The 13,409-nt window shown below is 50.7% G+C and carries 13 protein-coding genes; 5 read left to right on the top strand and 8 right to left on the bottom strand.

Annotated features, from left to right (window positions below):
• Positions 1-23: 23 nt before the first annotated feature.
• Together AC50YG_RS24615 and yyaC are read right to left on the bottom strand one after the other, a co-directional pair.
• Positions 24-890 (bottom strand): alpha/beta fold hydrolase, encoded by an 867-nt coding sequence (locus AC50YG_RS24615; RefSeq protein WP_494830562.1) that lies wholly within the window; start codon positions 888-890, stop codon positions 24-26.
• A complete protein-coding gene (yyaC, locus tag AC50YG_RS24610) occupies positions 883-1,431 on the bottom strand; it encodes a spore protease YyaC (protein WP_494830560.1) in 549 nt (182 codons plus the stop codon). The genes AC50YG_RS24615 and yyaC overlap by 8 nt, the downstream gene beginning before the upstream one ends.
• 216 nt (positions 1,432-1,647) lie before the next feature.
• Between yyaC and AC50YG_RS24605 the strand changes: the two genes are divergently transcribed.
• Positions 1,648-1,875: a DUF1128 domain-containing protein gene (locus AC50YG_RS24605; RefSeq protein WP_494830558.1), complete on the top strand. Its 228-nt coding sequence runs from the start codon at positions 1,648-1,650 to the stop codon at positions 1,873-1,875.
• 101 nt (positions 1,876-1,976) lie between these two features.
• Here AC50YG_RS24605 and AC50YG_RS24600 read toward each other — a convergent pair whose 3' ends face one another.
• From AC50YG_RS24600 to AC50YG_RS24585, 4 genes are all read right to left on the bottom strand, one after another.
• On the bottom strand, positions 1,977-2,450 hold the full coding sequence (locus tag AC50YG_RS24600) for a hypothetical protein (RefSeq protein ID WP_341279410.1): 474 nt from the start codon (positions 2,448-2,450) through the stop codon (positions 1,977-1,979).
• 185 nt (positions 2,451-2,635) lie between these two features.
• Positions 2,636-4,225 (bottom strand): UDP-glucose--hexose-1-phosphate uridylyltransferase, encoded by a 1,590-nt coding sequence (locus AC50YG_RS24595; protein WP_494830556.1) that lies wholly within the window; start codon positions 4,223-4,225, stop codon positions 2,636-2,638.
• Between the two features lie 26 nt (positions 4,226-4,251).
• Complete coding sequence (gene galE, locus AC50YG_RS24590) at positions 4,252-5,250, bottom strand: UDP-glucose 4-epimerase GalE (protein ID WP_494830553.1); 999 nt, start codon at positions 5,248-5,250, stop codon at positions 4,252-4,254.
• 143 nt (positions 5,251-5,393) lie between these two features.
• Positions 5,394-6,566 (bottom strand): galactokinase, encoded by a 1,173-nt coding sequence (locus AC50YG_RS24585; RefSeq protein WP_494830551.1) that lies wholly within the window; start codon positions 6,564-6,566, stop codon positions 5,394-5,396.
• Between the two features lie 213 nt (positions 6,567-6,779).
• On the opposite strand from AC50YG_RS24585, the gene AC50YG_RS24580 reads away from it, so the two are divergent.
• Entirely contained in the window at positions 6,780-7,646 is an 867-nt protein-coding gene (locus AC50YG_RS24580) for an AraC family ligand binding domain-containing protein (protein WP_494830548.1), read from the top strand.
• A gap of 130 nt (positions 7,647-7,776) precedes the next feature.
• On the top strand, positions 7,777-9,015 hold the full coding sequence (locus tag AC50YG_RS24575) for an NAD(P)/FAD-dependent oxidoreductase (protein WP_494830544.1): 1,239 nt from the start codon (positions 7,777-7,779) through the stop codon (positions 9,013-9,015).
• A gap of 201 nt (positions 9,016-9,216) precedes the next feature.
• On the opposite strand, the gene AC50YG_RS24570 is transcribed toward AC50YG_RS24575, so the two are convergent.
• The gene (locus AC50YG_RS24570; RefSeq protein ID WP_494830542.1) at positions 9,217-9,756 is read right to left on the bottom strand and encodes a hypothetical protein; all 540 of its coding nucleotides are present in this window, start codon (positions 9,754-9,756) and stop codon (positions 9,217-9,219) included.
• A 206-nt stretch (positions 9,757-9,962) separates the two neighbouring features.
• Between AC50YG_RS24570 and AC50YG_RS24565 the strand changes: the two genes are divergently transcribed.
• Complete coding sequence (locus AC50YG_RS24565) at positions 9,963-11,207, top strand: magnesium transporter CorA family protein (protein WP_473756284.1); 1,245 nt, start codon at positions 9,963-9,965, stop codon at positions 11,205-11,207.
• 110 nt (positions 11,208-11,317) lie between these two features.
• Here AC50YG_RS24565 and AC50YG_RS24560 read toward each other — a convergent pair whose 3' ends face one another.
• Positions 11,318-12,298: a Gfo/Idh/MocA family protein gene (locus AC50YG_RS24560; protein ID WP_494830540.1), complete on the bottom strand. Its 981-nt coding sequence runs from the start codon at positions 12,296-12,298 to the stop codon at positions 11,318-11,320.
• Between the two features lie 219 nt (positions 12,299-12,517).
• Between AC50YG_RS24560 and AC50YG_RS24555 the strand changes: the two genes are divergently transcribed.
• Complete coding sequence (locus tag AC50YG_RS24555) at positions 12,518-13,333, top strand: lipase family protein (RefSeq protein ID WP_494830538.1); 816 nt, start codon at positions 12,518-12,520, stop codon at positions 13,331-13,333.
• The last annotated feature ends 76 nt before the right edge of the window (positions 13,334-13,409 follow it).

Below are 13,409 nucleotides of genomic sequence, written 5' to 3'. Positions count from 1 at the left end.
CGCTCCTACGCTTGAATTAGTCCTTATTTAGTTAGCGGAGCAATAAAGCTGCTGATTGCCTTTGCGCATGCTTCGGGCTGCTCCAGCATGCTCATGTGGCCGGCATCTTTAAGCAGCACTTGCGTGATGGAGGGGCCATCCCATAACAGCGTCCGCTCCGGTGGAACGATTTGATCCCCTTCTCCGGCAAGCAGCAGCACAGGAAGCTTGGCTTCACGCAAAATACTCGTCCGATCGGGCCTTGATTTCATTCCAGCTGCTGCAGCGATCGCTCCCGTTCCACCCGTCTGATAGCCAATCGCCTTCACACGCGCTACCTTGTCTGGCAGCTTGTCCAAATTATCCGGAGCAAACAGCTTTTGCGACATGCCGTCAATGACCTGCTCCAACTTGCCCTGCTTGATTAAATTTATCGTATTGTCCCGATTGTCTTTAGCCGCCTCGCTGTCCGCAAGCGCTGTAGAATGTACGAGTCCAAATGCCGTCAATCGATCCGCATACCGCTCTGCAAAAGCCAATGCGATATAGCCTCCAAGCGAATGGCCAAGCAGGCACACTTTATCTATGCGTTGATGTACAAGAATAGCGTAAAGATCATCTGCATACACTTCCATAGCAGCTTCAAGATCGGCGGAAGCCGAAGATAGGCCATGACCGCGCAGGTCAGGAATAATCAAGCGCGACTGCTGCGCCAGCATCGGTGCAACCTCTTCCCAATAAGCCGAGCTGCCGCAGTAGCCATGCAGCAATACAAGCACGGGATGGCCTGCCTCCGGATCTGAACCCGCTAATCCAGCTTGCCATTTTAACGCTTCTGAGTCGTAAAAGCTAAGCTCGGTGCCTTCCTCAAGCATCAGCCTTTGATTCGCCAGAGAAACTCCATTAGCCAAAATAAACACGCTCCTCTTCGGTCCATTTTAATAAGCGTTTGCTGCCGGGCCATGCTAGTGCTATCGCTGCTGCCAATTGCTCCGCCATTCGCATGACGTGATACAGCGATGTCGTCTGAATCGTTATGTAAGGCTTGTGGCTTAATGCATTCACAACACCTGCAATGCTGTAATGTCCAACAGGAGGCAGTCTTCGGCCCGTTGCTGCTCCCGGCTGGAGCGGACCCGCCATTGCCAGAAAGGTTCCAACCGACTGCGGCTTGCCTAGGCAAGCATCAATCGCAATGACGACTGCACGATTTTCAGCCATGAGAACTGCCTGTTCTACTGCATAAGCATCACATGGCTGCTCCATTGTGCCAATTACATGCTCCCAGCCCTGCTCACGCAGCAGCGTGCCAACGAGGGGCCCGAAGCAATCTCCTGTTGAACGGTCTGTACCAATACATACGAAGGAAACCTCGCTTCTATTCGGGTACTGGCTGGCAATCGGAGCCAGAAATTCAGCTATTTCGAGATTGCAACGATCTGCCTGCTTCATCTTTCTGCTCCTTTAAGCTATACTGACTAATTCAATTTATCTACGTTCCTTCATGTTCTAAATGATGATTACCCATCCTGCTATTAATTGTATCGGATTTATCGGCTCTATTCAATTTATCTGATGTCCATTCTTAAATTATGTTACAATGACGGCATTAGTATGAAACAGCAGGCGCATGCATTCATGCCCTGAATGATGAAGGAGGATTTACCCATGCTTGATCTTGAACAGCAAACGCCGCAAAATATTGAATTTATGATTGATACCATCAAAACAAAATTAAAGATGGCTTCGGCTGCCGCTATGCAGGCTTCCCATTTCAATATTACGCAATACGAAGACATTAAGGATTTGTATGAGGTTGTTGCAGGCAAAGAGAAATTCAGTATCAGTGAAGTAGAAGCCCTTGTAACAGAGCTAGGCAAGCTAAGGAACAAGTAATACAGCGCTTCAAGTAATACCATTAAAATACATTATATTACTCCCTTCGACAACACAAGAAAACCGGTGCACTCGCTAGAGCTGCCCCGGTTTCTTTGTTTTTATTCTTCTGTCGTTTCGGATTCCTTGACTGCTACAGCTGCTGCAGCTTCAAGGGACAGTGAAATGGCAACTTGTTTCTGCTCGCCCTTCAGGAAGAAAGCAAGGCGCTCCAGTTTCTCAGCAAGTTCAGCACCGCTGAGCGTTATGTTCAAGTTGTAGTTAAACTGGTCTGCTGGAAGCTTAAGCTCCTGCTGAGCGTAAGAAGGCTGGCCTCTCCATCCACGTTCAAATCCACCACCCGATTGTGAGGACAAATGATCAGGAACCGGGTAGAACTTGTCCGACTTATTTACAACCCGCTCATAGATGCGGAGTTTCTTAAGGAGCATGTAATACTGAGCGGAATGTTTGAAATCCCAAGCTTCACGAATATCCTTAAGCGTATAATCCATTTTCCATCTTTTCAGCTTTTCCACTTGCTCATCCGAATTCAACTGCAAAAAGTCATCTAACGGCATAATAGTTTCTGGCATATAAACTCCTCCATCTAACTTGTAATATTGACGATCACAATAAAGCATTAGTAACGTAAATAGTATTTTTTATCATATAAAAAATACCATAATTTTTTACACTTTTCAAATTAATTATTTCACAGATTAAAAGCTGGCTCTCAACCCCCTCAGGATTAAAAGCCAGCCTCACCGTTTAGCCTGCATTATTCAGTTTGCAAACCTATGGAAAACAGGAACTTTTGGAAGCTTGCTTTTCCGGCATCGTTGCGTTTGTACACGCCCGCATCCTTCAGCACATCGAGGAACTTCGCGCCCGTCTGTGCCTCCACATACGCCTGAGCTTCGCTCTCCGAGCAGGACGTTCCATAACGCGCTACCAGCTCTCTAATCCACTCTGCATGCTTGTGAAGCGGATGAGCGCTTTCCTGCAGGGCAGCATCCATAGTCGCCGCTCCCGTCAAGTAGGCGGCAATTTGACCGAGCTCCGTTGCCAGTCTGCCTGGCAGCACAGCAAGACCCATCACTTCAATCAGGCCGATATTTTCTTTTTTGATATGATGCAGGTGCTGATGGGGATGAAAAATCCCGTCGGGATGCTCGTCGCTCGTCCGATTGTTGCGAAGCACAAGATCGACCTCGTACTCGCCGTTGTCGCGCAGCCTCGCGATCGGTGTAATCGTATTATGCGGCGTCGGTGCCGCATCCAAAGCACCTGCGGTAAATGCGAGAACGTCCGCATCCGCGTCGCTATACCCGCGCCAAGCATCAAGCAGGCTGCAGGCTGCCTTCAGCACATCAGCCTTCGAAGCGCCATTGACCCGAACAACGGACATTGGCCAGCTTACGATGCCGTATTTGACGCCTGGCAGCTCCGGATTAACGAAGCTTGCTTCCACCCCTGCCGCTTCCATCGGGAACGTATGACGTCCGGCTTGGAAGTGGTCATGGCTTAGAATTGAGCCGCCCACTATCGGCAAATCGGCATTGGAGCCGATAAAATAATGCGAATACTGTTCGACGAAATCGAGCAATCTCGCAAACGAGGAATGCGAAATCGCCATCGGCTCATGCGCGCCCTTGAATACGATGCTGTGCTCGTTGTAATACACATAAGGCGAATATTGAAAATACCATTGCTCGGCCTGCAAGGTCAGCGGCAGCACGCGCAGATTTTGCCGCGCAGGATGATCGGCGCGTCCGGCGTAGCCTACATTTTCAGCACAGAGCAGGCACTGAGGATATTTGGCTTGCGGCAGCGTCTTGAGCAGCGCAATTTCCTTAGGATCCTTTTCCGGCTTGGACAGGTTGATTGTAATCTCCAGCTTGCCATAATCCGTATCGTACAGCCAATATTTATTTTTGCGAATGCGATCCATACGGATGTAGTTGGAGTCAATATTCAGCTTGTAGAAAGCATCCGTCGCCTCGGAAATGCCCTCTGCTTCTGCTGTCCGATTGAAAGCTGCTACTGCTTCCGAGGGACGCGGCATGAGCAAGCCCATAATGCGAGCATCCAGCAAATCGCGATAGGTCGTAATATTTTCCTCAATCAGGCCAATGCTGTGGCCATAATCGAGCAGATCCTCCAATATCGTTACTGCGCTATCCAACTGCTCCTCAGCTATTTCGCCTTCATACGGCTCTGTAAAGCCGAATAAATCAAGCAGCGCATTGCGGGCAGCATGAATGTCCAGCTTGTGAATCAAGCCCTGGTGCTCAGCAAAACCAATCAGTCTTTCAATATTTACAAGCGCCTTCGCCGCATTAGCGGCGGCTGTCTGGCTGGCTGTCATGCGAAAACCGCTCCTTCCTCTTGCTCCTACTCCTGTGCTTTGCCTTTGTAGCCTTGCGGGTTTGCCACATGCCAGTTCCATGCGCTGCGGATAATATCCTCAAGCTTGTTGCGCTTCGGATTCCAGCCCAGTTCACTGCGTGCACGATCGGATGCAGCTACCAGCACAGCAGGGTCGCCAGAACGGCGTGGCTCAATTACAGCCTTGATCTCGCGTTCGGTTACGGAGCGCGCAATGTCAATCACTTGCTTAACGGAGAAGCCTTGTCCGTTGCCAAGGTTGTAAATCGAGCTGTCCGCACCTGTACGCAAACGTTCTACGGCGAGCACATGCGCATCGGCTAGATCGCTGACATGGATATAATCGCGGATGCAAGTGCCATCCTCCGTCTCATAGTCTTCGCCGAACACAGAAATATGCGGACGCTGTCCAAGCGCTGCCTGCAGCACGATAGGAATAAGATGCGATTCAGGGTTGTGGTCTTCGCCGATTACTCCGCTCTCATGCGCGCCAGCTGCGTTGAAATAGCGCAAAGATACGAATTTCAAGCCATGTGCGACATCGAACCATTTCATCATTTTTTCCATTGCCAGCTTCGTTTCGCCATAGGCATTAGTCGGCAGCGTACGGTCGTACTCGTCGATTGGCACGTTCTCCGGCTCGCCATAGGTAGCTGCTGTGGATGAGAACACAATCTTAAGCACGTTGTGCTCAATCATTTTTTCAAGCAGGCATAATGTGCCATATACATTGTTGTGATAATACTTGCCTGGATTTTGCATGCTTTCCCCTACGAGCGAATTAGCAGCAAAATGAATGACAGCATCAATGTTGTTTTCCTTAAATACCGTTTCCAGAAAATCCTTATCGCGCAAATCGCCAACGTACAGCTTTCCGCCTGTTACCGCCTCGCGATGTCCCTGCTCCAAATTGTCGACCACAACGATTTCTTCGCCGCGCTCTTTAAGTGATGCTACGGCATGCGAACCAATATATCCTGCTCCACCTGTTACTAATACTGCCATTGTGTTATCCCTCCCAAATTTGCTTGCATATAAGCGTAAACGGCTGTCACCGACCTCTGGCGGAAAAACTGCCGTTTCGAGGGTGAAATTAAGCCGTTTCACTCGATTCAGTCGATAAGACTGCTTAAGTCAGTTGCTGTTGCTTAAACCAACTGCTCCACGCCATTGCCGATGCTGCATACGTAGAAATCCGCTACAAGTCCGGTTGCCGCCGTATATTCCTCGCCCACTTGCTGCTTGAAGCTCTCGATGCTGTCTTCATGAACGAGCGATACGGTGCAGCCGCCGAAGCCTGCGCCTGTCATGCGCGAGCCAAGCACGCCGTCTACTTTGCGAGCCGCAGCTACCATCGCGTCCAGCTCCGCACCTGTTACTTCATACAAATCGCGCAGCGAGTCATGCGAGCCATTCATCAGTTGGCCGAACAATGCGAGATCGTCTTTTTTCAGAGCTTCCATCGATTGCAATACCCGGTCGATCTCTTCGACAACGTGCTGGGCGCGATTGCGGACGATATCTTCTTTGATCAGGTGCTTGTTTACATTGAACTGCTCCAAGTTAATTTGGCCAAGCAGCGTCAGCTCAGGGAACGCCTGCTTTAAGTCCTGAACCGCCTGCTCGCATTGGCTGCGGCGCTCATTATAAGCGGAATCCACCAATCCACGGCGCTTGTTCGTGTTGCCGATAACGAGCTTGTAGCTGCCCGATTGGAACGGAACGAGATCATATTCAAGCGTGTCGCACATGAGCAAAATCGCATGATCCTTCTTGCCATTCGCCACAGCAAATTGGTCCATAATGCCGCATTGCACGCCATTGAATTCATTTTCTGATTTTTGTGAAAGCAGCGCAATTTGCACCTTGTCGATCGGCTGTTTTTCAAGCGTCAGCAGGGCATAAGCCGTGACCACTTCAATGGAAGCCGAGGAGGATAGGCCAGCTCCGTTCGGAATTTCGCCATGGTACAGCAGATCATAGCCGGAAGTATAGCTCACGCCGCGCTGCTGCAATTCGCGGAAAATCCCTTTCGGATAGTTCATCCAGTCATCCGCTTCGTCATAAACGATATTTTCAAGGTCGAACTCCCGGCTTATTGGAAAATTCGTCGTTGCCAGCCCAAGCTTGCGGTCTCCGCGTGCACGAATGAGCAGCGTAGTGCCAAACGTTAAAGCAGCCGGAAAAACGTAACCGCCGTTATAATCGGTATGCTCGCCGATCAGATTCACCCGGCCCGGAGCATGAAATACTTGAATGGCGGAGGCGTCTCCACCATATTGTTGGATAAATTTCTGTGTAAGCTCTTGAATATTTGCCACTTGCAATCACGTCCCTTTTTATCGTCTTTTGTAATTTGATGTAAGGCGATGTCTTCCCCTTCAGTATAGCGCAAGGCTAGCGGCAATTAAAATGGCGCAAAGTGCTATTTACATGGATATATGTGACTTTCATATCGATCTTAAGACATGCTATGATTATTAAAATCCGCAAATACAGCAGTCTTTATTCCCAATTGCAGGCAGGTGTAATGAATGACCAAACCAGAGAACTATAAAGTCGCCTCAAGCCCTATGATCATCGAAAATGATCTGCTGCACGTGTTGTTCGCAGGGGAGAGCCAGACGAAGCCCTCGCATCGCCTCGGTCCGAAAGTATATGATTTTTATTTGATGCATGTCGTGCTTGAAGGCAGCGGTATCTTCATTTGTGGTGACAACCGCTACGAGCTGCGGGCAGGGCACACGTTTCTGATCGAACCGGAGCAGCTAGTCAGCTATGAATCAGACGTTCAGAACCCTTGGCGCTACCGCTGGGTTGCCTTTAGGGGCACACTGGCTAGCGGGCTGCTCGAGACAGCAGGGTTATCCGTGGCACAGCCTATCGTTGATACGGGCAGCAGCAAGCGGCCAGCCGTGCTTTTTCATCATATCTTCCATATTTTCCGCTCGAATGAGGCGGCCGCACATTTGAAAGCAAATGGCTATCTGCAGCTGCTGCTCGCTGAATACAGCGCCGTTATGAGCGATACCGCTCGCGGCAAAGCGCTAATGGCCGATGAAGAAGGGGAGCAATTGCTCCAAAAAATGATCCATTATTTATCGACGCAATATGCCCATCCCGTTTCTATTGAGCAAATGGCGGAGGCCCTTGGCTACAATCGCGCCTATTTATCGCGTTTCTTCAAACGCAAAACGGGAACAACACCCGTCACCTTCCTGCTCAAGCTGAGAATAGACAAGGCTAGACAGATGCTTCGCGAGCGTGGAGAGCTGACGATTGAGCAAATTTCCGCTTCTGTCGGGCTGCAGGATGCGCTTTATTTTTCCAAGCAATTTCGGCGTTTTTATAATCAGTCCCCCACCGCGTACCGCGAAGCGATGCGCAGTCTGAAAGAATAAGGCGCAAGCCGCATTCCTTGTAATACAGAGAGGCTGTTATGGGACATATTAGTGGTACGGCAATTGAATAGATGTGTAATGGTTTCTAATAGTGCCATTTAAAATCAAATGAACAGGAGCTGTGCCACAGATGAAGGAGCTGCATACAGGCAGTTTGTATTGGCCTACAACCTTAAATTCGCCGGCAGACTATCCCCGTATTACCGAGAACAAAAAAGTGAAGGTTGCCATCGTCGGCGGCGGCATGTCTGGCAGTATTTGCGGTTATATTTTGGCGAAAAGCGGCATTGAGGCGGCAATGCTCGAACGGGAAAGCGTCGCAGGCGGCAGTACATCGGCCAACACAGGCTTGCTCCAGTTTTCCAATGACATTATGCTGTGGGAGCTCGCTGACCAAATCGGCGAATACGATGCTGCGCGTTTCTATCGCGGCTGTCTGGATGCTGTGAGGCAGCTTGGGGAGGTTGCGGCACAGCTCCCCGTAGATGTCGGCTTCATTCCAAGAAGCAGCCTCTATTATGCGACCTCCGAGCAGGATTTGCCGATGCTGCGGAAGGAATATGAGATGCTGCTCAAGCATGGATTTGACGTCACCTTTCTGGAGGCTGACGATATTTCACGGCAGTTTCCTTTCCGCAAACCGGGTGCCATTATGGCGCAGGGGGATGCCGAGGTTAATCCATTCCAGTTCGTGCAGGGCGTATCTAGCGCTGCGGCGAAAGCCGGGCTGCAAATTTATGAGCATACCGACATCGTAAAGCATGAGCAAACTGCTGAAGGCAGGCAGCTGTTGCGGACTGCAGGCGGCTGGGAAATCGAGGCGGAGCATGTGATTTTCGCTATTGGCTATGAGCCTGAGGAATTGCGCGGCCAGCTGGTTAAAGCCGACATTAACCGCTCCTTTGCCGCCGTTACTGGCGTTCAGGATGACGCGAAGCTGCGGGCCAATTGGCCGGGACAATGCCTCATTTGGGAAACGGCGCGCCCCTATTTATACTTGCGTACGACGGTGGATGGCCGGATCGTCGTCGGCGGTCTGGACGAAATGACTGAAGCGCCGATTGAAAGCGAGAAGCTACGACGCAAGCGAACTGATAAGCTGCTGGAGAAAATAACAGCATTGTTTCCGATGCTGGATCAGCCGCTGGAATTTGAATGGAGCGCCACGTTCGGTGAATCCCGCGATAATCTGCCCTTTATCGGCGCTGATCCAAAAATGCCCGGCGTCTACTATTGCCTAGGCTACGGCGGCAATGGCACCGTCTACAGCATGATGGCTGCTTATATGCTGCGGGATATGATCCATGGTGAGGAGCACCCGCTCGCGAGCATCGTGCGCCTTGACCGTCCTTCCTTATTAAAGGTATAGGCAAGCATCACAGCCTTATTCAGCGTTATATAGAAAGAAAGGGCCCGCCGATCGGCGGAGCCCTTTCTTTCTATATAACGTAAACCCTTTGCTGGTCTTCGTTCATTTATTTGTGTTTATCTTTTGTTTGCCGTTTGTTTCTCGCTTGTTATTTCTTGTCACCTTTAGCATTCATGTTGAACGCTATTTTTCATCTCATCTCTAAAGATCGGCAATATGCATAGCGCCTTGGCTGCGAAGCACAGATTCCGCTACTGACAGCCGCGCCAGCTTCGGTCCGCCCTCTTTGTCCATCATCGTATGGCTCTCATCCGTCTCGATGACGATGATAATGTGTCCTTCACGAATCGCATCTCGGCTTTCATCCTCCGCATTATCCAATCCAAGCGCCCTAAGCGCGTGATTGATGCCGTCATCATCCGATCTTAGATTAGTCGCCAGCAAGCCATCCGTTGTCATAGGCACCGCGGCCCAGCCGCCAGCTCCAGTCATTCCAGTCGTAGGGATCGCCGCAGCCGCAGCAATCGCCGTCCCCTCATTGCCCGCATGGCTTCCCTTCGTCCGCGCCAGCTCCATTACCTCATCGGCATGCACATCGGTTTCCGCCTCGATCCGGCGGGAATGCTCGCCGTCCTTGGCAATGATTTGAAGCTCCCCAGGCACGAATCCGGCTTGCTCCAATGCGGTAATCGTATCAATCACTTCTTGTTCCGTCTTGAAAATCCCCAGCTTCTTAGCCATTCGAATCTCCTCCTAAAACCTGATTGTGAATACAAAAGCCCGCTGATTTTGGCATATGATGCATACGCCTTATTATAGCCGGCTTCGACCGAGCGCTCTTAGAATAGTTATACCCTCAGCGGCAAGGAATCAATCGTATTGCTTACAGATTCGCCGCTCGGTTGTTGTACAACAATCACTTTCAAGGTATGATGGAAGGAAGTGAAATGGAAATCGGACAAGCAGGGGGCAAGGCGATGATTCATCGAGTGCTTCGCTATCCCGCGCAGTGGGATTGGCAAATGCTGCAGATCGAAAGGCAGCATGCGGAGTTAGGGCAGAAACTGCCCAAACGCAAGGACAATAGAAAAAATAATGAAAGCTTCCTTGCTGCGCGGCCATACCCTGTTCAGGCGGGCAACGGTGCCGATTCGCAAAAGCTCGAGGCGAAGCTGCTGCTTCCTGAATGCGCCTCCTGGCTTGAGGAATGCAACGGACGAACGACAAATCAAATTACAGTTGCCCCGGCAACTGAGCTTGGGCCGCTTGTTCATGGCACACTGATGATCCAGATCTCGGATGTGCATACGGATATACAGCCGTTTCACTTTTGGGTATCCGGCAGGCGACTTGTGACGATGCATGAGGATATGCGGCTAGCTATACGCTTTCAAGCAGATGATGTAACGAGCAGGCTGGAAGCATGTGATACCGCTCCGGAAGCCTTGCTTGTTATGCTCGGCGTTATATTAGGCCCTTTTCACGAAGGGCTGGACGGCTTTGAAACACGGCTCGGAGACCTTGAAAATAATATGCGCAGCGCCAATCGTACCGGCCTGATGGACGTCATCATTGAAAGACGGTATGACCTGCTGCATTGGAGTCATCTGTTTACGCCCGTTCGTGAGCTTCACGGCTCGGTGAAGGAAGCCTTTCTCGACGGGATTATGGAAAGCGAAGCTTACAAGCGCATTACACACAAGCTGGAACGAATCGATACGCTGCTCAAGCATTATTCACTGGAGATTGACACACTCATTTCAATGGACGATGCCATCTCCAACTTCCGCGGCAATGATATTATGAAGACGCTGACGATTTTCACGGTGATTTTCACTCCGGCAACGGTCATTTCCGCCCTTTGGGGTGTGAATTTGGAGCCGCTGCCTTGGGACCATACATGGTGGGGCTTTACGATCCTTTGCGCCTTCATTATCGGCATTACCGTATTCATTTACGTGTGGCTATGGAAAAAAGGCTGGACTGGCGATATGCTGATTGGCCGCGGCGGTTCAAGCAAGCTGGCTGCCTCTCGTTCTGATCGCCACAGCCGCAAGAAGCATAAGGAAGCGTCAGAGGATGAAGACAGCGGGCGACGTTACTCATCGGAGCGCACATCGTCTGCCAAGACGGCCACGCAGGAGCAGGCTGCACAAGCAGCCAAGCCATTGACTCGATCACGCCGACTGTAGCCAAACAGGATTTAAGATAAAATAAGCCCCTCCATTGCTCGCTATACCAGCGAATATGGAGGGGCTTTGATTTATTTTACAGCATCGCTTCATTCCTTCAGCAAAGCAGCTTATAAATACGAGGGCAAACGAACAGGAAGGCCCGACTTCGCCGATTGGTTAGCCGCAACTGTAATTTCCTGCGTCCGCAAAGCATCCGCATAGGTGGAGCGAATGAGTGAAGTATCGCCGGTGCGGACGGCATGCAGAAAAGCTTCATTTTCAAGCTGATAGGGATCGCGCTTATTTACGTACTCCGTTTTGCGGCTGGATTCGATATCGATGAGCCCGTGATGCCCAAGCTCCAATACACCTTTATCCGTATATATGTGCAGTCCGGCACGATCACCGGCGCTGATGGCGCAAGTATTGCTGATGGAAGCAACTACGCCGCTAGCCAGCTTAAAGGTGGCCGTTCCAATATCGGGAACCTCAACCCCTTCTTCCTTGCCCGCCATAATCCGGTCGCCATAGGCTGCATAAACCTCCGTTACTTCACCGAGCAAATAGCGCAGCAAATCGACAATATGAGTCGTCTGCTCGACAAACTGCCCGCCAGAGCCCTCCATTTTTCTCCACCAGCCAACACCTGGCATACCGCCCATCCAGTTCCCGATAGCCATGGCAGCCAGTCTGCCCTCCAGCAGTTCTTTCGCTTTATCTGTGCTGTCCATATAGCGGAAATGGTAGCCGACTGATGTAATGAGACCGCTAGCCTGTACCGCTTGTCCGATAGCTGCCGGCGTTTCGACATCGACGCCAAGCGGTTTTTCGACAAGAAACGGAATTCCGCGCTTCACCAGCTCATTTTCGATCTCTCCATGGGCAAATGGCGGAACACAAATATAGACTGCATCCAGCTTCCGGTCATCGAGCATATCGGAAACGTTTTCATAACCGCGTGCATCTGTAAACGGCTTTGCCGCATCGTCTGCCTTCTGCTTGCTTGTAGCCACTAGCGCTGCTACGTTAACGCCTTCCATACGCGCCAGCTTTTCAGCGTGCATTTGTCCAAACCAACCTGTACCAATAACACCAATCTGCAAAGTCATGTGCAAGCTCCCATCGTAAAGCTTTTTTCCTATTATTATAACGGCGCAGCCCCGCTCGCGTCCAATGCTACTTTGCCAAATTTATTTGTAAGGGCATGGCCCAAGCGGTTGCGGGGACGCCCAGCCTTTCATATGCTACAACATCAGCTTCCCACTTGCAGACAGCAATTAGGCAGAAACTTCTCGCGCAAAGGCGCAATAAGGAGCGGAGGTCGGGCAATGGCAACTTTGAAAAAAAACAACCGGGAATCGCAGCAGCTGGACACTCGGACAGCTTTGTTTTTGGCTGCGGTATGCAGTCAAACGTATTTGCAATTCACGAACCCAAGCGGGCTGTTTCTCGTGCCGCGCAATTATACGCTGGTCGGGACGTTCAAGGCCAAGGCCTATGATCAGACGGAGGAAGCTTTTGGCTTCCTGCTGACGTCGGAGCAGTCCTCCGTACTCGCTTTCCGCGGCTCGGGCTCCGCCGTCGATTGGGTATCGGATTTTATCGCCCAGCAAACACCCTATCGTCCCGTGAAAAATGGCGGTTATACGCATAAGGGCTTCACCGATATTTATATGTCAGCGCGCGATCAAATTTTGGCGCTTATGGAGCAGTTGCCCGCTGATAAGCCTTTGTTTATAACCGGGCATAGCTTAGGCGGCGCTTTGGCTACGCTTGCAGCTGCCGATATTGCCGCGAATACTCCAATAAAATCGCCGATTGTCTATACGTTCGGGGCACCGCGGGTCGGCGATCCTAAATTTGTCCGCAATTACAACAATCTAGTCGGTACCCATTGGCGTTTTCAAAACGAATACGATATCGTTCCCCATCTCCCAACACTTGTGTATCAATCGCCTCAAACGAAAAAAACGTATTATTACTTGCATGTAAAGGGCGAGGTCAAGCGCTCGTTCAGGCTCGGCTCGGTTGCCGCCAACCATGTACTGCCTAGCTATTTTAACGATCTATATGTCGAGGAACCCATCTTTGCCCTAGCCATCTGTTCGGAGCCCCCGGGCTGGTGCCCGCTGCTTTCGCAGTAAACATTCTTATGTATGCACAAAGAAGCTTGGCAGCGGGCAGATGCAAACGCATCCGCCCGCTGCCAAGCTTCTTTGA

The organism is Paenibacillus sp. J31R34 (assembly GCF_059383715.1).
The sequence above is the reverse complement of the archived record's forward strand: the minus strand, read 5'-3'. Positions and strand labels throughout refer to the sequence as shown.

Bases quoted from the DNA above. Each gene is read 5' to 3' on its own strand.
- yyaC (WP_494830560.1), bottom strand. From the start codon at position 1,431: ATGAAGCAGGCAGATCGTTGCAATCTCGAAATAGCTGAATTTCTGGCT.
- AC50YG_RS24605 (WP_494830558.1), top strand. From the start codon at position 1,648: ATGCTTGATCTTGAACAGCAAACGCCGCAAAATATTGAATTTATGATT.
- AC50YG_RS24600 (WP_341279410.1), bottom strand. From the start codon at position 2,450: ATGCCAGAAACTATTATGCCGTTAGATGACTTTTTGCAGTTGAATTCG.
- AC50YG_RS24595 (WP_494830556.1), bottom strand. From the start codon at position 4,225: ATGACAGCCAGCCAGACAGCCGCCGCTAATGCGGCGAAGGCGCTTGTA.
- galE (WP_494830553.1), bottom strand. From the start codon at position 5,250: ATGGCAGTATTAGTAACAGGTGGAGCAGGATATATTGGTTCGCATGCC.
- AC50YG_RS24580 (WP_494830548.1), top strand. From the start codon at position 6,780: ATGACCAAACCAGAGAACTATAAAGTCGCCTCAAGCCCTATGATCATC.
- AC50YG_RS24575 (WP_494830544.1), top strand. From the start codon at position 7,777: ATGAAGGAGCTGCATACAGGCAGTTTGTATTGGCCTACAACCTTAAAT.
- AC50YG_RS24570 (WP_494830542.1), bottom strand. From the start codon at position 9,756: ATGGCTAAGAAGCTGGGGATTTTCAAGACGGAACAAGAAGTGATTGAT.
- AC50YG_RS24565 (WP_473756284.1), top strand. From the start codon at position 9,963: ATGGAAATCGGACAAGCAGGGGGCAAGGCGATGATTCATCGAGTGCTT.
- AC50YG_RS24560 (WP_494830540.1), bottom strand. From the start codon at position 12,298: ATGACTTTGCAGATTGGTGTTATTGGTACAGGTTGGTTTGGACAAATG.
- AC50YG_RS24555 (WP_494830538.1), top strand. From the start codon at position 12,518: ATGGCAACTTTGAAAAAAAACAACCGGGAATCGCAGCAGCTGGACACT.